Origin of the sequence: Paracoccus pantotrophus (assembly GCF_008824185.1) — a bacterium.
Classification (GTDB): domain Bacteria; phylum Pseudomonadota; class Alphaproteobacteria; order Rhodobacterales; family Rhodobacteraceae; genus Paracoccus; species Paracoccus pantotrophus.
Genome location: NZ_CP044426.1, coordinates 1202593 through 1221120, shown reverse-complemented (window position 1 = coordinate 1221120; position 18528 = coordinate 1202593). Strand labels below are relative to the sequence as shown.

The following is an 18528-nucleotide window of genomic DNA, read 5'->3' as shown; positions in this document are numbered from 1 at the left end:
CGCCGCAGCAAGGAATCGTTAGGAATTCTTAGCAAATACTGCCGCATCTTGCCTTGGTCCCGCTGTGCCGGACCGGGGCGGGAAACAACCCACCGGCGAGCCTCTGCCCGCTCGTCTGCAGGAAGCGAAGGAATGACCATGACGATTTTGACGGGAGATTTCGCGCCGGACGCCCTGATTGCCGCCCTGCCGGCCGGCGTCGGGCCCACGGACGGCAATCAGCCCGAAACCGCGCTTGTCCCGCAGGCCGAGGACGGCGATCTCAAGCTTTACCTGCGCCATGTCGAGGGCGGGGAATCGATCCGTTCGCTGGCCCGCGAGACGGGCTGCCATGCCTCGACCATCCTGCGCCGCATCCGGCGCTTCGAGGCGCGGCGCGACGATCCGCTGGTCGATCGCGCGGTCGAGCGCGTTGCGGGCAAGGGCAGGGGCGCGGGGGCGGGTCCGGCCGATCCGGGGCTGGCGGGCCGCAAGCAGATCACCCGCATCCTGCGACGCCTGGCCGAGCCGGGGGCGCAGATGGTGGTGGCCGGCGGCATGGACAAGGCCATCGTCGTGCGCGACGAGATCCGCACCGCCATCCTCGACCGCGAACTGGCCGAGCATATGGCGATGCGCGGCTGGGTGCAGCTCTTGGGCCAGGGCAGGATCGACCGCTATGCCCTCTCGGCCCAAGGGCGCGAGGCGCTGCGGGCGATCCTGGCCGCCCGGCGCGGCGGCGCCCTGCCGCGGGGCGAGGATTTCGTGCTGGCGGCCCCGGTCGCTTCCCCGGTCCAGGGCTGCGCCGAGGACGCGGCCGGCTTCCGCCATGCCGACCGGCACCGGCAATGGGACGAGCGCGAGATCACCGACCCCGAGGATGGCCGACGCCGCCGTGCCCGCGTCAATATCGCCGAAAGCCCGCTCTTGATGCTGGCGCGGCGGCGCGAGCCGGATGGGCGGCCCTTTCTGGCGCCGGACCTGGTCGCGGCCGGCGAACAGCTGCGCGAGGATTTCGAACTGGCGCAGATGGGGCCGCGCGTCACCCAGAACTGGGATCGCTTCCTGACCGCCGGCGTCGATGTCTCGCGCGTCTCGTCCGGCCATGGCGACGGTTCGGAAGGGGCGCGCAACCGCGTCGCCGCTGCGCTGCGCGAGTTGGGCCCCGGCATGGGCGACCTGTGCCTGCGGGTCTGCTGCTTTCTGGAGGGCATCGAGATGACCGAGCGGCGGCTGGGCTGGTCGGCGCGCTCGGGCAAGATCGTGCTGCGCCTGGGCCTGATGCGGCTGGAACGCCACTATCGCGAGACCTATGGCTCGGGCGCACCGCTGATCGGCTGACGATCGGGCATGGTCATGGACGGCCATGAAAAAGGGCGCCCGGCGGCGCCCTTTTCGCATCGTCGCCGGCCCCGGATCAGGCCGCGGCCTTGGCGGGATTGGCGCGCAGCCAGTCCAGCACCGCCTCGGGCGCGGTGGCGCCATAGGGATCCTCGGGGCAATCGTCCATCCGGCCGGGCTCCTCGAACCAGGCCTGGATGCGGCCGTCCTCGACGATGGCGGCATAGCGCCAGCTGCGGGCGCCGAAGCCCAGGTTGTCCTTGCGCACCAGCATGCCGACCTTTTTGGTGAACTCGCCCGAGCCGTCCGGGATCACCTTGACGTTTTGCAGATTCTGCGCCTTGGCCCATTGGTTCATCACGAAACTGTCGTTGACCGACATGCAATAGATCGCGTCGATGCCCAGCTCGGCCATCTCGTCGGCCGCCTTCTCGAACCCCGGCAGCTGATAGGTCGAGCAGGTCGGCGTGAAGGCGCCGGGCAGCGAGAACAGCACCACGCGCTTGCCCTTGAAGTAATCCGCGGTGGTCATCGCCTGCCAGCGATAGGGGTTGTCGCCGCCGACGGATTCGTCGCGCACGCGGGTCTGGAAGGTCACTTCGGGAAGCAGATCGCCTTGTTTCATCATTGGTCCTTTCATCATCCGCTCCTCCCTTCGGTCGATGCCGCGGCGCAGCATCGAAGGGGCATAGATGCACCCTGCATGGGCGTTGATCAAGACCCGAAAAACCCGTAAGTTCGGCCGACTCCCAGCAAAGGATGCCGATATGGCGGATATGCCCCCGGTTCTGCGCCACCCCGAGAAAGCCCATCGCCCCGACCAGCCGCAGCCGAAAAAGCCGGACTGGATCCGCGTGAAGGCGCCGACCAGCCAGGGCTACAAGGACACCCGCGACATCCTGCGCAACAACCGCCTGTCCACGGTCTGCGAAGAGGCCGGCTGCCCCAATGTCGGCGAATGCTGGAGCCAGGGCCACGCCACCATGATGATCATGGGCGAGATCTGCACCCGCGGCTGTTCCTTCTGCAACGTGATGACCGGCAAGCCGGACGCGCTCGACGTGTTCGAGCCGGGCCGCGTCGCCCATGCCGTGCAGAAGCTGGGGCTGAAGCATGTGGTCATCACCTCGGTGGACCGCGACGACCTGGACGATGGCGGGGCCGAGCATTTCGCCCAGACCATTCGCGCCATCCGCCACCGCTCGCCCGGCTCGACCATCGAGGTGCTGACACCCGATTTCCTGAAGTCGAAGCCCGGCGCGCTGGAGGCGGTGGTCGAGGCGCGGCCCGACGTGTTCAACCACAACCTTGAAACCGTGCCCGGCCTTTACCCGACCGTCCGGCCCGGCGCGCGCTATTTCCACAGCCTGCGGCTGTTGCAGCGGGTCAAGGAACTCGACCCTGCCATGTTCACCAAATCGGGCATCATGGTCGGCCTGGGCGAGGATCGCCAGGGCGTCCTGCAGGTGATGGACGACATGCGTGCCGCGGACGTGGACTTCATCACCATCGGGCAATATCTGCAGCCGACGCCCAAGCACCACCGGGTGGACCGATTCGTCACCCCCGAGGAGTTCAAGGGCTACGAGAAAGCCGCCTATGGCAAGGGCTTCCTGATGGTCTCGGCCACGCCGCTGACGCGCTCGTCCTACCATGCCGGCGACGACTTCGCCCAGCTGCGCGAGGCGCGGCTGGCAAAGCTGGGCCAGGCCTAAGTCGGGGCTTGCAAAACCCTACGTTGCGCCTTAGGCGGAACGCAGAGATGGCCGAGTGCCGGGCGCAGCGGGTGTTTTGGATTCCAAGCGTCCAGCGGCGGGAAAGCATCGCCTTTGCAGAAGGTCGTGCCGTTCCGCCGCGCCGCGCCGCACCGGCCAGGAAAAGGGCGCCACGGGGGTGTGGCGGAATGGTAGACGCGCCTGACTCAAAATCAGGTTTCGCAAGAAGTGTCGGTTCGAGTCCGACCACCCCTACCAGCGCCCTTTACGGGTTTTCGCTTCCGGTCCTGTTTGCGAATTTGCGGCGATCCCGGATCGCTTCGCCGAGAGGGCGTGGCCTGCGGCTGGCTCGCCCGTCTCCGGTCCTGCAGGTCGGGACTGTCGCGCCTCTTATCCTGCCAGACCAGATGCGTCCCCGGATAAGGCTTGGGCGACAGGGCCCGTGTGGGGCGATCACCGCACATGGCCTTGCCGCCCTTGGGCCAGCGATGATGTCCGGCTGGCCGAAACAGCGTGTTCGCTGCCCCTGATTCAGACGATACCTCCGCCGTCGGATCGTGTCCGGGGCCTCTTTGCGGCAACGCGGTGGCGATAGCGCGAGGCGCGGAAGGTCGCGACCGGATCGATGGCCGCGCCGGCGCGCAGCCGTGCCATCTGCAGGATCGGCTCGACATCGGTGCGGAAGGCCGCGCGCAGCGTCGCCGCCGCCATCAGCGCATCGTTTTCCGCCCGCAAGCCCTCCAGCGCCGCGCGGTCGACCAGCGAAGCCTGCACGAAGGCGCGCTGGATCTCGCCGGCCGAGACGATCAGGCTTTCGATCGGATCGGTGACATTGTGGCTCTGGTCGATCATATGGGCCAGGTCGAGGCCGGGCCGGTCCTCCAGCTCGACCAGTTCGTTGAAGACCAGGAACAGGCGGAAGGGCTCGATGGTGCCGCTGTCCAGGTCGTCGTCGCCATATTTGCTGTCGTTGAAATGGAAGCCGCCCAGCTTGCCGGCCCGCACCAGCCGCGCCACGATCATCTCGATATTGACGTTCGGGGCGTGATGGCCCAGGTCCACCAGGCATTGCGCCTGCGGACCCAGTTCCTGCGCGGTCATCAGGCTGGTGCCCCAGTCCTGCACCACGGTCGAATAAAAGGCCGGTTCATAGATCTTGTGCTCGGAAAAGATCCGCCAGTCCTCGGGCAGCCCGGCATAGATCGCCTTCATCGAGTCGAGATAGCGGTCGAACTGCCGCGACAGCGAGGTCTGGCCGGGAAAGTTCGAGCCGTCGCCGATCCAGACGGTCAGCGCCCTGGATCCGATGGCCCGGCCGATCTCGATGCATTCCAGGTTGTGTTCGACCGCCTGCCGGCGCGTCTCCGGGTCGGTATGCGAGAGCGAGCCGAACTTGTAGCTGCGCGCCTGCCCGGGCTGGTCCTGGAAGGTGTTCGAGTTCATGGCGTCGAAGCCCAGCCCGACCTCCTCGGCCTTTTCGCGCAGCAGCGACGGGTCTTCCCTGTCCCAGGGGATATGCAGGCTGACCCGCGGCGTGGCGGCGGTGAGCTGGTGGATGGTGCCGCAATCGTCCAGCCGGTCCATGATGCCGCGCGGCTCGCCCTCGCCCGGAAACCGGGCGAAGCGGGTGCCGCCGGTGCCGGTCCCCCAGCTGGGGATGGCGACGCCGAAGGACATGGCGCGGGCGGTCAACGCCTCGATATCGACGCTCCGGCGCGCCAGGCGGGCGCCAAGGGCCTGGTAATCGGCCTGCAGATCGGCCTCGCGGGCGGCGTTTTCCGCCTCGATCACGGTTTTCTCGATCATGGTCGTCACCGGGTGAAAGCCTGGACGTTGCCGGCGTCCACGTTCAGGATATTGCCGGTCGATTTCGCGGAAAGGTCGCTGGCAAGGAAATAGGCGGCCTCGGCAATGTCCTCGGGCAGGACCGAGCGTTTCAGCATCGACCGATGGCGACGGCATTATTTTCAGAAAGTCGGACTGAGGCGTGACTTCCCCTTCTCCCTTCATGTTCGGACCCCGCGGACGATCTCGGCGGTGCCGAGTGCATTGAAGCGGTTCATGAGTGCGACGCGGAGCTCACCTCGATTTCGGCGGTTTGGCGGCCTGGGTCTCTTGCGGCGATGCGCTCGCCGAATGCCTTGAGGCAGCGCATCCTTGCCTCGGCTCGGCTGCGGGCATGGTATCTTGTCCATCGTTTCCAGAACGCGCGGCCGGAGTGGTGCGTGGCGCGCAGGGTTTTGTTCCGGGGCCGGGCGGCTGGGCTGTCCTCCTTCCACGCTCGACCAGTCTTGCGGATCGGGATGATTGCCGTGCCACCGCACGCGATGATGGCGCTGTGGCAGCGGCGGCTGTCGTAGGCGCCGTCTGCGGTCACGGTGCCGATCTCCGCATCTTCGGGGATCTGGCCCAGAAGGTCCGGCAGGACGGGGCTGTCGCCTTCCCGGCTGGGGGGTGAACTTCACCGCGCGGATGTCGGATGTGGCGGTGTCCATGGCCAGATGGACCTTGCACCATTGGCGACGGCTCTGAACACCATGCTTGCGCGCCCGCTATTCCCCGTCGCCGAGGAACTTGATCCCTGTGCTGTTCACCAGCAGGTTCAGCGGCCCGGCAGCGCGGCGATGGGATATGCCCCTCCACGGTCTTCTGCCTGCGGCGCAGGGTCGAATCGTCCGGAACGGGCCGGTCCAGCCCGGCCAGCCGCAACAGCCTGGAGACCATTCCGGCGGCCTGTCTGAGCGGCAGCGTGAACAGCACCTTGATCGACAGGCAGAACAGGATCGCCGCATTCAAGAAGACCGGCGGGCGCCCGGGGCGACCCTCATGCGGCGCGTGCCAGGCCATCTCCTTGTCCAGCCAGATCAGCAGCGACCCGCGCTGCCTGAGCGCATCATTGTAGGCGGGCCAGCTCGTTGTGCGGTAGCGGGCGGGCTCGGGCTTGCTCATGCAGCCCGTCTAACCGCATGGATTCACGAGGTGAATCCTTCACGGTCAGTGTGCTGCAACAATGCCACCCGGAATACCAGCTCAATTCCTCGCGCCATTTCATGCGCGAGTTGAACGGGCTGGGCGTCACCGCGGTCATCGATGCCGGCGGCGGCTTCCAGAACTATCCCGACGATGACGCGATCATCGAAAGGCTGCATGCCGAGGACCAGCTGACGGTGCGCATCAGCTACAACCTGTTCACGCAAAAGCCCAAGGAGGAGCTGGCCGATTTCTCGGGCTGGGTAAAGCAGGTCGGCCCCGGACAGGGCGACGACACCTATCGCCACAACGGCGCCGGCGAGATGCTGGTCTATTCCGCCGCCGATTTCGAGGGTTTCCGGGTGGAGCGGCCCGAGAGGCCGCCGAACATGGAGGCCGACCTTGAACCCGTCATCCGCCTGCTGGCCGAGAACCGCTGGCCCTGGCGGCTGCACGCGGCCTATGACGAGACCCTCCGTCGCGCGCTGGCCGTGTTCGAGAAGGTGAACCGCGACGTGCCGCTGCAAGGCGTCAACTGGTTTCTGGACCACGCCGAGACGATCAGCGAGCGCAGCACCGACCGGATCGCGGCGCTGGGGGGCGGCATCGCGGTGCAGCACCGCATGATGTATCAGGGCGAATATTTCACCGAACGCTACGGCGGGAAGGCGGCCGAGACCACGCCGCTGATCCGGCGGATGCTGGAGGCGGGCCTGCCCGTCGGCGCCGGCACCGATGCGACGCGGGTGGCAAGCGACAACCCCTGGGTCTCGCTGTCCTGGGGTGACCTCGCGGATCCTGGGCGGCGCCCGGCTTTATCCGGCCGAGAACCGGCTGGACCGCGAGACGGCGCTGCGGTTCTGGACCGAGGCGAACACCTGGTTCTCGAACGAACAGGGCAAGAAGGGCCAGATCAAGGCGGGACAGCTTGCCGACCTGGCGCTGCTGTCGGCGGATTACTTCGCGGTTCCGGAAAGCGGGATTGTGCATCTCCGCTCGGTCCTGACCGTGCTGGGCGGCAAGGTCGTGCATGGCGGCGACGAATTCGGCCCGCTGGCGCCGGCGCTGCCCGCGCCGATGCCCGACTGGTCGCCGGTGGTGCGGTTTGGCGGCTATTATCGCAGGGCGGAATTGCAGCAGGACCGGACCCGCTTCGCCGCCGCCTGCGGATGCGGGCCGGGCTGCGCGGCCCGTGGCCATGACCACGCCGCGGCGCTTGGCGCCGATGTGCCGGCCTCGGACGCCCGGAGCTTCTGGGGCAGCTTCGGCAGTTGCTGCTGCTGCTGGGCGGTCTGCGCCGGACGGGATTGCAGCGGCGGGATGCACGATCCTGCCGGCCACGGATGCCGGTGCCTGGTGTCCATTTCCCTTTCGAGAGGCGTCGAGATGGCCGAACCGAGCCCCGGGACATCCGGTCTCCTGACTTTCCCGGTCTTTCGGGCGCTGTGGATCGCGACGATCATATCCAAGATCGGCACCTGGATGCACGATGTCGGCGCCGCCTGGATGATGACCTCGCTGTCGCCCAGCCCGCTTCTGGTCGCCCTGGTGCAGGCGGCGACGACCCTGCCGATGTTCTTGCTGGCGCGGCCCGCCGGGGCGATGGCCGATATCGTCGGCAGGCGCAGGCTGCTGCTGGCGGTGCAGCTGCTTGGCCTTGCCGCCGCGGCTGCGCTTTCGGTCCTGACCCTGCTGGACCTGACCGGCCCTGGGTTCTGCTGGCGGCGGTCAGCGCGCCGGTGTTCCAGGCCACCGTCCCGGAACTGGTGGACAAGCAGGCCCTCCCCGACGCCATGGCGCTGAACAGCTTGGGCGTGAACATCGTGCGCGCCATCGGCGCGGCGCTTGGCGGGGTGATTGTCGCGCTGGCCGGCACCCCGGCGGTCTTTGCGCTGAATGCGGTTTCGGTGTTCGCCGTCCTGGGCGTGCTGTTCTTTTGGGAATGCGCCGAGACGGCGCAGAGCCTGCCGCCCGGTCATTTCTTCGGTGCCCTGATGGCCGGATACCGCCATGCGCGGCATTCGCCCGCCATGCGGCTGGTGCTGATCCGGGCGGCGGGGTTCCTTCTGTTCGGCAGCGCGCTCTGGGCCATGCTGCCGCTGGTCGGCGACAGGATGCTGGGGCTCGACGCCGCGGGCTATGGCGCGCTTCCGGGCTGCATGGGCGCGCTGCTGCTGAAGCGGCTGCGCCGGACGGTTCCCGCCAACCGCATCTCGGTCTGGGCGACGCTGCTATTCGCGCGGGCGACATTGACCCTGAGCCTGGTGCGCAATGCCTGGATCGGGGGCGTGGTGATGTTCCTGGCGGGACTGGCCCGGATCGGGATGCTGGCCTCGCTGAACGTGGCGGCGCAGACGGCCTCTCCGGGCTGGGTGAAGGCGCGGGCGCTCGCGGTCTATCTGCTGGTCTTCCAGGGCGCGGTGACCGGCGGCAGCGTGTTTTGGGGCACCATCGCCTGGGCGCCGGCGTGCCGGCGGCGCTGGTGGTCGCGGGGCTGGCCGCCTTGGTGCTCTTGGCACGGATCTGGTGGCTGCCGAAGGATGCGACGACCGACCTTGCGCCCTCGAACCATTGGGCGGAATCCGTCGTCGCCATCCCGCCGGGGGATGATCGCGGCCCGGTGCTGATCGAGATCGAATATCGCGTCGATCCGGCCCGGCTGCTCGCGTTCACCGCAGCCTTGCGCAGGTTCACCGCCACCCGTCAGCGCGACGGCGCGATCCGCCGGAACCTGTGGGAGGACGTTGCCGAGTCGGGGCGGCTGGTCGAGGCCTTCGTGGTGGAAAGCTGGGCCGAGCATCAGCGCCAGCACGCCCGCGTCACCCATGCCGACCAGCTGGACCAGCAGATGCTCAACGCCTTCCATATCGGCGAAGGACCGCCGCCGGTCCGGCACCTGCTGCGGCGGCTGTGACCGCGTCCGGTCGCCCTGCAAGACGATCAGACATGACACCAGCCAAGGACAGACATGATGAAACACGCCCTGAAACCCCATGAACCGCTTTTGCTCAGCATCCTCAGGATCGTGGCTGCGCTGGTGATCTTCCGCTACGGCACGCAGAAGATCCTGGGCTTTCCGGCCAGCGAGGCCGCGCCGCCGAAGGGCTCGCTGTCCTGGATCGCGCGCATTTTCGAGCTGGTCGCGGGTTTTCTGGTCCCTGTCGGCTTCCAGACCCGCATCGCGGCCTTCGTCCTGTCCGGAGTCATGGCCTTTGCCTATTTCCTGGTCCATGCGCCGCAGGGATTCTATCCGGCGCAGAACGGCGGCGTTGCCGCGATCCTGTTCTGCTTGGTCTTTCTCCATCTTGCGGCGGCGGGCGCCGGCCCGATCAGTGTCGATGCGGCGCGGCGCAAGACCTGATACCGTAACCTTTGCATCCCCGGAGCCATGACAGGAGCCCGACATGAGCTGGAACCCCACGCAGAACCCGGATTGCCCCGACCGCGAGGGCCTGGAATCCATCGAGACGCTGATCATTCCGCGCGCCCGCGACCTGGGCGGCTTCGAGGTGCGCCGCGCGCTTCCCGCGCCGCGCCGGCAAATGGTCGGCCCCTTCATCTTCTTCGACCAGATGGGCCCGGCCGAGTTCCTGACCGGCGGCGGCATCGACGTGCGCCCGCACCCGCATATCGGGCTGGCCACCGTGACCTATCTTTACCAGGGCGCGTTCCATCATCGCGACAGCACCGGCGCCGACCAGATGGTCTATCCCGGCGAGGTCAACTGGATGATCGCCGGTAGCGGCGTCACCCATTCCGAGCGCACCAGCGAGGAAATGCGCCAGCGGCCCGGCTCGCTCTTCGGCATCCAGACCTGGGTCGCGCTGCCGGAAGCCGAGGAGGATCGCGCCGCGGCCTTCGAGCACCACGGCCAGGAGGCGCTGCCCTTCCTCGATGAAGGCGGCAAGCAGGTGCGGCTGATCCTGGGTTCGGCCTGGGGCGAGCGCGCGCCGGTCAAGACCTTCACCGAGACCTTCTATGCCGATGCCGTCCTTGCCGCCGGGGCCAGCCTGCCGCTGCCCGACGATCACGAGGACCGCGGCGTCTATGTGGTCGAGGGCAGCATCCTTGTCGCCGGCGAAAGCTTCGAGGCCGGCCGGATGATGGTGTTCCGCCCAGGCGATCGCATCAGCCTGAAGGCCGGCGAGGCCGGTGCCCGGCTGATGGTGCTGGGCGGCGAGACCATGAACGGGCCGCGCTACATTTCCTGGAACTTCGTCGCCTCGTCGCAGGAACGCATCGACGCCGCCAAGGAGGCATGGGCGCAGGGCGACTGGGAACATGGCCGCTTCCAACTGCCGCCGGGCGACCAGGACGAGTTCATTCCCTTGCCCGATCAGTTGAGGTGAGGGGCTTCTGCGTGGTGCGGCCGATGGCGTGGTGATTGCCTGTTCCCCGCCGAACGCGCATCCGGCGATGATGGTCGGAGCCGGCTGTCGGGCGCCGACCGCATCTTCCGCGTTGGCGGCGCGCAGGCTATCGCGGCCATGGCCTGCGATACCCAAACGGTGCCCGGCGTGGATGGGATCGTCGGCCCCGGCAATGCCTTCGTGAACGAAGCCAGGCGCCAGGTCTTCGGCCCCATCGGTATCGGCCAGCTTGCCGGCCACCGCCGAGATCTTCATCCTGTCGGATGCCGGCGGTGACGCAAAGATGATCGCCGCCGAGGCCGGGTGCCGGCTGGTCCGCGGCTGGACCGGCTGCAAAGGGCCTGACCGGGGAAAGGCCGCGCCATCCCCGCGGCTCCGTCCGGTTCAGGCGCTGTCGCGTTCGATCAGCCGCACCGGCAGGACGCGGATCGTGCCCTCGCTGCCCTGGCCCGAGCGGACCTGTGCGATCAGCTCCAGCGCCTCGGCCACCATCTGCCGCACCGGCTGGCGGATCGTGGTCAGCCGGTAGGCCCCCCATTCCGCCAGCGGGATGTCGTCGAAGCCGATCACCGCCAGATCCTGAGGGATGCGCAAGCCCAGCGAACGGGCCACGTCCAGGGCCGCCAGCGCCATGATGTCGTTTTCGCAGAACAGCGCCTCGGGGCGGTCGGGTGCCTGCAACAGCGACAGCGCCGCCTGCCGGGCGCTGTCATAGGAGAACTCGCCCCGCGCCGAGCAGGCGGGCGCAAGCCCGTGCTGGCCGAGCGCGTCCAGAAAGCCGCGCGCCCGCTCCAGATGGGTCGAGGTCTCGCGCAGGCCGGTGACATGGCCGATGCGCCGGCAGCCGCGGGCCAGCAGGCGCTCGGCCGCCATCCGGCCGCCGCCGTAATTGTCGCAGGTCACCGCCAGCATCCGCGCATCCAGCTGCACGCGGTTGAACAGCACCACCGGCAGGTTCTGCTTGCGGCATTCCCGCACCAGCCGCGACGGCATGGTCGCCGAGGTGACGATGGCCGCGTCCGAGCGATAGTCCAGCACCTGCTGCATCACCAGATCGACCGAGCCGCCGGGCGGCACCGCATGCAGGACCAGCCGGCGGCCCTGCTGGTGCAGGCGCCGTGACAGCTCTTCCAGCACCACCGGATAGAAGGGATTGGTCAGGTCGCCCGCCACCAGGCTGACCGTGCCGGTGGCGATGCGGCTGAGCGTCCGGCCCGAGGGGGTCAGGTAGCCCAGTTCCCCGGCCACGCGCAGGATGCGGGCGCGCTTGTCCTCGGCCAGCGCGCTGTCGCTGCGGAATGCCCGCGACACCGCCGCCAGCGACACGCCCGCGGCATCGGCGACCATCTTGGCGGTGACTTTCGGCATGGCCCTGCCTTGCAAAAAATTTCACGGCATTTCTAGCGCGATCGTGCCGAAACCGCGATATGCTTGGCGGTCATGGATGAAAAATTTTCAGTCATGCGGGTCTTTCTTGTTCCGAATCCGGCCTTCCGGGAACAGTCGGCGCAGGATTTTGGAGGATCACCCGATGGCAATCACCCATCTCAAGCGCGGCAAGCCCGAGGCCGAGAAAAGCCAGGACGACGCCCGCACCCGCGCCGTGGTCGAGGCCACGCTGAAGGATATCGAGACGCGCGGCGACGCCGCCGTCCGCGAGCTGAGCGAGAAATTCGACGGCTATGCGCCCGCCAGCTTCCGCCTGTCGCAGGCCGAGATCGAGGCGCTGATCGCCCAGCTCAGCCCGCGCGAGCTGGAGGATATCCGCTTCGCGCAAGAGCAGGTGCGGAAATTCGCCCAGGCGCAGCGCGACTCGATGCTGGATATCGAGGTCGAGACGCTGCCGGGCGTGATCCTGGGCCACAAGAATATCCCCGTGCAATCCGTGGGCTGCTATGTGCCGGGGGGCAAGTTCCCCATGGTGGCCTCGGCGCATATGTCGGTCGCCACGGCCAGCGTCGCCGGGGTGCCGCGCATCGTCGCCTGCACGCCGCCCTTCAAGGGCAAGCCGAACCCGGCGGTGATCGCGGCCATGCATCTGGGCGGCGCGCATGAAATCCATGTGCTGGGCGGCATCCAGGCCATCGGCGCCATGGCGCTGGGGACCGAGAGCATGGCGCCGGTGCATATGCTGGTCGGGCCCGGCAATGCCTTCGTGGCCGAGGCCAAGCGGCAGCTTTACGGCCGGGTCGGCATCGATCTGTTCGCCGGGCCGACCGAGACCATGGTGATCGCCGACGAGACCGTCGATGCCGAGCTTTGCGCCACCGATCTCTTGGGCCAGGCCGAGCATGGCTATAACAGCCCGGCGGTGCTGGTGACGAATTCGCGCCGCCTGGCCGAGGACACGCTGGCCGAGATCGAGCGCCTGCTGAAGATCCTGCCCACCGCCGAGACCGCCGCCGCCAGCTGGCGCGACTATGGCGAGGTGATCCTGTGCGACAGCCATGACGAGATGCTGGCGGTGGCGAATGATATCGCCTCGGAGCATGTGCAGGTGATGACGGATCGCGACGACTGGTATCTTGAGAAGATGACCTGCTATGGCGCGCTGTTCCTGGGGCCGCGCACCAATGTCGCCAATGGCGACAAGGTCATCGGCACCAACCACACCCTGCCGACCAGGAAGGCGGGACGCTATACCGGCGGGTTGTGGGTCGGCAAGTTCCTCAAGACCCATAGCTACCAGCGCATCACCACCGATGCGGCGGCGGCCGGGATCGGCGCCTATTGCTCGCGGCTATGCATGCTCGAGGGCTTTGTCGGCCATGCCGAGCAGGCCAATATCCGCGTCCGGCGCTATGGCGGCACGGATGTCGCCTATGGGACGGCGGTGGAATGATCGCGGCAAGCTTCGAGCCGGCCGGCAAGCGCTGGCCTCGGCCGGGGCGGCGGTGACGCTTTGCGCCCGCTCGGCCGAGGATCTCGACGCGGTGATCGGGCTGGACCCGCGCTGCGGTCTTTGCCGTGCAGGCGGTGGTGCGCGGCGTGAAATAGCGCGATGCCGGCCGGCCTGCCGCGCCAGGCCAGCCCCGCCGGCTTGCCCCGTGTCCCGGCTGATGCGCGAAAGCCGGTCGCGGTTCTTGCGCATGAGGAGGGCGACAAGGGTTTCCGACAGGAAGCCGACCGTGGCAACGGCGAGGATGGCGGCGGCGAAGCCGAACCGGTCGGCGATCCGCCCGGCGAACAAGGCGCCGATGGCATGGCCGAGGTCGCGCCAGAACCGATAGACGCTGAGCGGTCGCGCCCGCCCTGTCGGATGCGAGGCGTCGGAAACGGTGGCGCTGTCCCGGAGAGAGTGGAAACGACTGAGAGCCGGGCGGACGGGGGCGTTGCCTAACCGCCAGCCCCAGAGGACATGTTGCGACCATCTTCGGCGATGGCTGCTTCGTCAACGGGGGCTGGGCCGTATCAGCGATGCCTGAAACGGCGGCAGGAGCCGTAGGCAGGTTATTCAGTATTGATTTGATTTTAAATGGGAAATCCAAACTTGGATTTCCCGGGAGTCATTTTGTGCTTGCAGGAAGGGTCAAGAATACCTGGCAAGGGGTATTTTATGCATGGCCGCACAGTGTGCCGCACCGGTCAGCCGCATTTCGAATGGCCGCAGGAGGGGCAGGTCATGCAGCCCTCGATCATGCGCATGCCGTATTGGCCGCAGGCCGGGCAGGCCGGGCCGCGCGGGCGTTCGCCCACCGCCATGACCTCGGCCTGGGGGTCGGATTTCAGCGCCATGCCCTCACCGGCCAGGAAGCCGGTGGCGATCATGTGCCGCTCGATCACCCCGCCGATGGCGGCGAGGATCGAGGGCACGTAGCGCCCCTCGATCCAGGCGCCGCCGCGCGGGTCGAAGACCGCCTTCAACTCCTCGACCACGAAACTCACGTCGCCGCCGCGCCGGAACACGGCCGAGATCATCCGCGTCAGCGCCACCGTCCAGGCGAAATGCTCCATGTTCTTCGAGTTGATGAACACCTCGAACGGCCGGCGATGCCCGCCCTGCACGATGTCGTTGATGGTGATGTAGATTGCGTGCTCGCTGCCGGGGAATTTCAGCTTGTAGGTCGCGCCCTCCAGCGCCGCCGGCCGGTCCAAGGGCTCGGTCAGATAGACCACGTCGGCGCCCTTGTCGGCCTGCGGCGCCTCCTCGGCCTTTTCGCTGACCGACAGGACCGAGCCGGTGACGTCGTTCGGGCGATAGGTGGTGCAGCCCTTGCAACCCTTGTCCCAGGCGGCCAGGTAGACGTCCTTGAAATCCTCGAAGGAAATGTCCTCGGGGCAGTTGATGGTCTTGGAGATCGAACTATCCACCCATTCCTGCGCCGCCGCCTGCATGGCGACATGGTCCAGCGGCGCCAGGGTCTGGGCATTGACGAAATAGTCGGGCAGGGGCGCGTCGCCATGAAGGTCGCGCCACATCTGCACGGCATAGTCCACGACCTCTTCCTCGGTGCGCGAGCCGTCCTTTTGCAGCACCTTGCGGCTATAGGCATAGGCGAAGACCGGCTCGATCCCCGAGCTGACATTGCCGGCGTAAAGGCTGATCGTCCCGGTCGGCGCGATGGAGGTCAGCAGCGCGTTGCGGATGCCGTGCTGCTTGACCGCCTCGCGCAGATCCGCATCCATCCGGCGCATGAAGCCCGAGGCCAGGTATTTCTTGGCGTCGAACAGCGGGAAGGCGCCCTTTTCGCGGGCCAGATCCACCGAGGCCAGATAGGCCGAGCGCGCGATGGCCTTCATCCAAGCCCGCGTCTGCTCGACCGCATCCGCCGCGCCATAGCGCAGGCCCAGCATCAGCAGCGCATCGGCAAGCCCGGTGACGCCCAGCCCGATGCGGCGCTTGGCCTGCGCCTCGGCCGCCTGCTGCGGCAGCGGGAATTTCGAGGCATCGACCACGTTGTCCATCATCCGCACCGCGGTGCGGACCAGCTCGTCCAGCGCCTCGGGGTTCAGGCGCGCATCGGCGGTAAAGGGCGCCTCGACCAGCCGGGCCAGGTTGACCGAGCCCAGGAGGCAGGCGCCATAGGGCGGCAGGGGCTGTTCGCCGCAGGGGTTCGTCGCCGCGATGGTCTCGGCATAGTTCAGATTGTTCTGCTGGTTGATGCGGTCGATGAAGATCACGCCCGGCTCGGCATAGTCATAGGTCGCGCGCATGATGCGGTTCCACAGGTCGCGCGCCCGCACGGTGTGATAGATCTTGCCGTCGAATTGCAGATCCCATGGGCCGTCGGCCTTGACCGCCTGCATGAAGGCATCGGTGACCAGCACCGACAGGTTGAACATGCGCAGCCGGGCGCTGTCCTGCTTGGCCTCGATGAAGGCTTCGATGTCGGGATGGTCGCAGCGCATCGTCGCCATCATCGCGCCGCGGCGACTGCCCGCCGACATGATGGTGCGGCACATGGCGTCCCAGACATCCATGAAGCTGAGCGGCCCCGAGGCATCGGCGGCCACGCCCTTCACCTCGGCGCCGCGCGGGCGGATGGTGCTGAAGTCATAGCCGATGCCGCCGCCCTGCTGCATGGTCAGCGCGGCTTCCTTGAGCATGTCGAAGATGCCGCCCATGCTGTCGGGAATGGTGCCCATGACGAAGCAGTTGAACAGCGTCACCTCGCGCCCGGTGCCGGCGCCGGCCAGGATGCGGCCGGCGGGCAGGAATTTGAAATCCTCGAGCGCGGCATAGAAGCGGTCCTCCCACAGCGCCGGCTCCTTCTCGACGCGGGCAAGGTCGCGGGCGACGCGGCGCCAGCTATCCTCGACCGACAGGTCGATCGGCTGGCCGGCGCCATCCTTGAGCCGATATTTCATGTCCCAGATCTGTTCGGCGATAGGGGCAGAGAATCGGCTCATGGCGGGTGTCCTTGGTTCGTGGTCGGAAATTGGCGAGCGGGTCTTATACAGCCGCGCGCGCCCGGTTCCAGTCGGAAAGGGTGAGAGAATGAAATATAGACGAAACCGGCGCCGATTTCCAGATATTGCGGCGGCTGTGCGTATCTGCGCAACCTATTGGTGCTGCGTGCCCGCCAACTCGTCGATCACCCGCAGCCACAGATCGGCGGGCTGGGCGCCTGTCACCACATGGGCATCGGCGACGATGAAGGTCGGGACCGAGTTCACGCCGCGCTGCCTTGCATGGAACTCGCGCGTCTGCACCGTATCGGCATCGGCATCCGACGCGAGCAGCCGGTGGATCATCGCCCCCTCCATCCCCGCGCCTTCGCCGATCGCCGCCAGCACGTCCGGGTTCGAGATGTTCCTGCCCTCGCGCCAATGCGCCCGCATCAGTGCCGCCATGACCGGGGTCTGCACCCCTTCCAGCGCGGCCCAATGCAGCAGGCGGTGGGCGTCGAGCGTGTTCGGCACCCGCTCGATCAGCGAGGGATTGATCCACAGGCCCAGCCGCTCGCTGGCCTCCATCACCGGCTTCATGGCGGCGATGATGCCCTTCTCGTCGGTAAATTTCATCTTCATGTAGGCGACGTAATCCATTCCCGCCCGCGGCATCTGCGGGTCGAGGCGAAAGGGCTGCCAGGTGATCGCAAAGGGATGGTCGGGGCGGCTTTCCAGCGCCCGGTCCAGTTCGGCCTTGCCGATCAGGCACCAGGGGCAGACGGGGTCGGCGAAGATGTCGAGGCGGACTTGGCCGGGAAGGGGTTCGGTCATGGCTGGTCCTTGCTATGGGTGTCGTGCCGTGTGCGCGAATGGAGGTCGCGCAGGGCGCGGCGGTTGATCTTGCCCGTCGGCGTGCGGGGCAGGGCGGGCAGGTGGATGTATTCGCGCGGCTGCTTGTAGCGCGCAAGGCCGCTGCTGGCGGCTTCGCGCAGACGCGCCTCGTCGGCGGGACCGGTCCAGAAGGCGGCGATGATGCTGGAGCCGGGGCCGACCGGCAATTCCGCCGCGGCAACCTCGCCGATGCCGGAGACCTGGGCCAGCGCGTCCTCGACCTCGCCCGGCGCGACGCGAAAGCCGCCGGCATTCATCATGTCGTCGTCCCGGCCCAGGATGCGGATCGCGCCATCGGGCGCGACTTCGGCCAGGTCGCCGGTCAGGAACCAGTCGCCGCGGAAACGGACGGCGGTCTCCTCGGGCTGGTCGAGATAGCCCAGAAACAGGCCGGGATCCGAGCGGTGGACGGCCAGGATGCCGGTGGCGCCGGGCGGGGCTTCGGCGCCGCTGTCGTCCAGGATGGCGATGCGGCGGCCGGGCTGGGGAAAACCGGCCGTGCCCTCTGGCGCGGGGCGCGTGGGGCTGCCGGACAGGAAGGTCGAGCATTCCGACATGCCCATGGCCTCGTGCAGGTCGGTGCCGGTGCGCGCCTGCCAGGCGCGGCGCAGGCCGGGATCGAGCCTTTCGCCGGCGGTCAGCCCGTGGCGCAGCCCGGCCCAGGGCTTCCAGTCGGCGCGCAGCATGCGGCGAAAGACGCCGGGCGCCGCGGCAAGGATGGTGGCGCCGTGGCGGCTGGCGATCAGCGGGATCTGTTCGGGTGCGACGCCCTGGGCCGGGATCAGCGCCGTGGCGCCGAGGGTCCAGGGATCCATGAGCCCGGTGCCGAGGGTGAAGGTCCAGTTGAAGGCGCCGGCATGCAGCAGCCGGTCCTGCGCGGTCAGCCCGTACCAGCCCTGGAACATCATCCGGCGGGCGAGGATGGCGCGATGCGCGTGGCAGACGGCGCGCGGCTGGCCGGAGGTGCCCGAGGTGAAGACGATATAGGCCAGGTCGCCGGGATCGCGTTGCGCGAAGCCGGCCGGCGGCAGGGCGGCGAAATCGGCAAGCCTCGCCGCGGGCAGCACCGGCGCCGGGTGGTCGGGCAGGGTGAGGTCCGGGGCGGCGATCACCATGGCCGGCCGGATCGCGGCGGCGATGCGGGTGATCTCGGGCGCGGTCAGCATGGGCGAGGTCGGGACCGGGACGATGCCGGCGGCGATGGCGCCGAGATAGGTCACGGGAAAGCCAGGATCGTTGCCCAGCCGCATCAGCAGCCGGTCGCCGGGGACGAGGCCGGATTGCAGCAGGCCGGTGGCGGTGCCCAGCACCGCCTGGCGCAGCCGGGCATGCGACCAGCGGTCGGCGCGGCTGAGGCCCAGCACCGACATGGCCAGCCTGTCCGGCGTAGCCAGCCCCGCGCTGAGCACATGTTCGGCCAGGTTCATCCC

The 18528-nt window shown here is 67.9% G+C and carries 15 protein-coding genes, 1 tRNA gene and 3 pseudogenes; 11 read left to right on the top strand and 8 right to left on the bottom strand.

Annotated elements, in window-relative coordinates; translation table 11 throughout:
- Positions 1-132 precede the first annotated feature (132 nt).
- Positions 133-1320 (top strand): DUF6456 domain-containing protein, encoded by a 1188-nt coding sequence (locus tag ESD82_RS16515; protein WP_147427813.1) that lies wholly within the window; start codon positions 133-135, stop codon positions 1318-1320.
- Between the two features lie 76 nt (positions 1321-1396).
- Here the strand turns inward: ESD82_RS16515 and ESD82_RS16510 are convergent, their stop codons facing one another.
- Complete coding sequence (locus tag ESD82_RS16510) at positions 1397-1945, bottom strand: peroxiredoxin (RefSeq protein ID WP_024844673.1); 549 nt, start codon at positions 1943-1945, stop codon at positions 1397-1399.
- A gap of 142 nt (positions 1946-2087) precedes the next feature.
- Between ESD82_RS16510 and lipA the strand changes: the two genes are divergently transcribed.
- Together lipA and ESD82_RS16500 are read left to right on the top strand one after the other, a co-directional pair.
- A complete protein-coding gene (lipA, locus tag ESD82_RS16505; RefSeq protein ID WP_024844672.1) occupies positions 2088-3035 on the top strand; it encodes a lipoyl synthase in 948 nt (315 codons plus the stop codon).
- Between the two features lie 174 nt (positions 3036-3209).
- A tRNA-Leu gene (locus ESD82_RS16500) sits at positions 3210-3293 on the top strand.
- 273 nt (positions 3294-3566) lie between these two features.
- Here ESD82_RS16500 and rhaI read toward each other — a convergent pair.
- The 3 genes and pseudogenes from rhaI to ESD82_RS16485 form a co-directional block, all read right to left on the bottom strand.
- Positions 3567-4841: an L-rhamnose catabolism isomerase gene (rhaI, locus tag ESD82_RS16495; protein ID WP_147427814.1), complete on the bottom strand. Its 1275-nt coding sequence runs from the start codon at positions 4839-4841 to the stop codon at positions 3567-3569.
- Positions 4842-4846: 5 nt separating this feature from the next.
- Positions 4847-4990, bottom strand: a pseudogene (locus ESD82_RS16490) (SDR family oxidoreductase); the annotation flags it as partial.
- Between the two features lie 51 nt (positions 4991-5041).
- Positions 5042-5984 (bottom strand): annotated as a pseudogene (locus ESD82_RS16485) (IS5 family transposase).
- A 17-nt stretch (positions 5985-6001) separates the two neighbouring features.
- Between ESD82_RS16485 and ESD82_RS22265 the strand changes: the two are divergent.
- The 7 genes and pseudogenes from ESD82_RS22265 to ESD82_RS22260 form a co-directional block, all read left to right on the top strand.
- Positions 6002-6977, top strand: a pseudogene (locus ESD82_RS22265) (amidohydrolase family protein); the annotation flags it as partial.
- Positions 6978-7391: 414 nt separating this feature from the next.
- Positions 7392-7808: an MFS transporter gene (locus ESD82_RS22490; protein ID WP_256233628.1), complete on the top strand. Its 417-nt coding sequence runs from the start codon at positions 7392-7394 to the stop codon at positions 7806-7808.
- On the top strand, positions 7772-8632 hold the full coding sequence (locus ESD82_RS22485; protein WP_276330372.1) for an MFS transporter: 861 nt from the start codon (positions 7772-7774) through the stop codon (positions 8630-8632). Before ESD82_RS22490 ends, ESD82_RS22485 begins: the two co-directional genes overlap by 37 nt.
- Positions 8518-8919, top strand: a complete 402-nt coding sequence (locus ESD82_RS22480; RefSeq protein ID WP_276330373.1) for an MFS transporter — start codon at positions 8518-8520, stop codon at positions 8917-8919. The genes ESD82_RS22485 and ESD82_RS22480 overlap by 115 nt, the downstream gene beginning before the upstream one ends.
- A 54-nt stretch (positions 8920-8973) precedes the next feature.
- A complete protein-coding gene (locus ESD82_RS16470; RefSeq protein ID WP_147427815.1) occupies positions 8974-9366 on the top strand; it encodes a DoxX family protein in 393 nt (130 codons plus the stop codon).
- Positions 9367-9409: 43 nt separating this feature from the next.
- Positions 9410-10354 carry a pirin family protein gene (locus tag ESD82_RS16465; RefSeq protein ID WP_024844668.1) on the top strand — a complete coding sequence of 315 codons (945 nt, stop codon included), beginning with the start codon at positions 9410-9412 and terminating at the stop codon, positions 10352-10354.
- A gap of 138 nt (positions 10355-10492) precedes the next feature.
- On the top strand, positions 10493-10651 hold the full coding sequence (locus tag ESD82_RS22260) for a histidinol dehydrogenase (protein ID WP_244314533.1): 159 nt from the start codon (positions 10493-10495) through the stop codon (positions 10649-10651).
- Positions 10652-10759: 108 nt separating this feature from the next.
- Here ESD82_RS22260 and ESD82_RS16455 read toward each other — a convergent pair whose 3' ends face one another.
- On the bottom strand, positions 10760-11743 hold the full coding sequence (locus tag ESD82_RS16455; RefSeq protein WP_024844667.1) for a LacI family DNA-binding transcriptional regulator: 984 nt from the start codon (positions 11741-11743) through the stop codon (positions 10760-10762).
- A 163-nt stretch (positions 11744-11906) separates the two neighbouring features.
- Here ESD82_RS16455 and hisD point away from each other — a divergent pair, with 163 nt between their 5' ends.
- The gene (gene hisD, locus ESD82_RS16450) at positions 11907-13217 is read left to right on the top strand and encodes a histidinol dehydrogenase (protein WP_024844666.1); all 1311 of its coding nucleotides are present in this window, start codon (positions 11907-11909) and stop codon (positions 13215-13217) included.
- Between the two features lie 743 nt (positions 13218-13960).
- Here hisD and ESD82_RS16445 read toward each other — a convergent pair.
- The 3 genes from ESD82_RS16445 to ESD82_RS16435 all read right to left on the bottom strand — a co-directional run bounded on the left by ESD82_RS16445 (position 13961) and on the right by ESD82_RS16435 (position 18525).
- A complete protein-coding gene (locus ESD82_RS16445; RefSeq protein ID WP_147427816.1) occupies positions 13961-16225 on the bottom strand; it encodes an adenosylcobalamin-dependent ribonucleoside-diphosphate reductase in 2265 nt (754 codons plus the stop codon).
- Between the two features lie 153 nt (positions 16226-16378).
- Positions 16379-17038 (bottom strand): DsbA family oxidoreductase, encoded by a 660-nt coding sequence (locus tag ESD82_RS16440; RefSeq protein WP_024844664.1) that lies wholly within the window; start codon positions 17036-17038, stop codon positions 16379-16381.
- Complete coding sequence (locus ESD82_RS16435) at positions 17035-18525, bottom strand: class I adenylate-forming enzyme family protein (protein WP_147427818.1); 1491 nt, start codon at positions 18523-18525, stop codon at positions 17035-17037. The genes ESD82_RS16440 and ESD82_RS16435 overlap by 4 nt, the downstream gene beginning before the upstream one ends.
- Positions 18526-18528: the final 3 nt, after the last annotated feature.

Bases quoted from the DNA above. Each gene is read 5' to 3' on its own strand.
- ESD82_RS16455 (WP_024844667.1), bottom strand. From the start codon at position 11,743: ATGCCGAAAGTCACCGCCAAGATGGTCGCCGATGCCGCGGGCGTGTCG.
- ESD82_RS16465 (WP_024844668.1), top strand. From the start codon at position 9,410: ATGAGCTGGAACCCCACGCAGAACCCGGATTGCCCCGACCGCGAGGGC.
- ESD82_RS16510 (WP_024844673.1), bottom strand. From the start codon at position 1,945: ATGAAACAAGGCGATCTGCTTCCCGAAGTGACCTTCCAGACCCGCGTG.
- ESD82_RS22490 (WP_256233628.1), top strand. From the start codon at position 7,392: ATGGCCGAACCGAGCCCCGGGACATCCGGTCTCCTGACTTTCCCGGTC.
- ESD82_RS22260 (WP_244314533.1), top strand. From the start codon at position 10,493: ATGGCCTGCGATACCCAAACGGTGCCCGGCGTGGATGGGATCGTCGGC.
- rhaI (WP_147427814.1), bottom strand. From the start codon at position 4,841: ATGATCGAGAAAACCGTGATCGAGGCGGAAAACGCCGCCCGCGAGGCC.
- hisD (WP_024844666.1), top strand. From the start codon at position 11,907: ATGGCAATCACCCATCTCAAGCGCGGCAAGCCCGAGGCCGAGAAAAGC.
- ESD82_RS16445 (WP_147427816.1), bottom strand. From the start codon at position 16,225: ATGAGCCGATTCTCTGCCCCTATCGCCGAACAGATCTGGGACATGAAA.
- ESD82_RS16440 (WP_024844664.1), bottom strand. From the start codon at position 17,038: ATGACCGAACCCCTTCCCGGCCAAGTCCGCCTCGACATCTTCGCCGAC.
- ESD82_RS16435 (WP_147427818.1), bottom strand. From the start codon at position 18,525: ATGAACCTGGCCGAACATGTGCTCAGCGCGGGGCTGGCTACGCCGGAC.
- lipA (WP_024844672.1), top strand. From the start codon at position 2,088: ATGGCGGATATGCCCCCGGTTCTGCGCCACCCCGAGAAAGCCCATCGC.
- ESD82_RS16515 (WP_147427813.1), top strand. From the start codon at position 133: ATGACCATGACGATTTTGACGGGAGATTTCGCGCCGGACGCCCTGATT.
- ESD82_RS16470 (WP_147427815.1), top strand. From the start codon at position 8,974: ATGATGAAACACGCCCTGAAACCCCATGAACCGCTTTTGCTCAGCATC.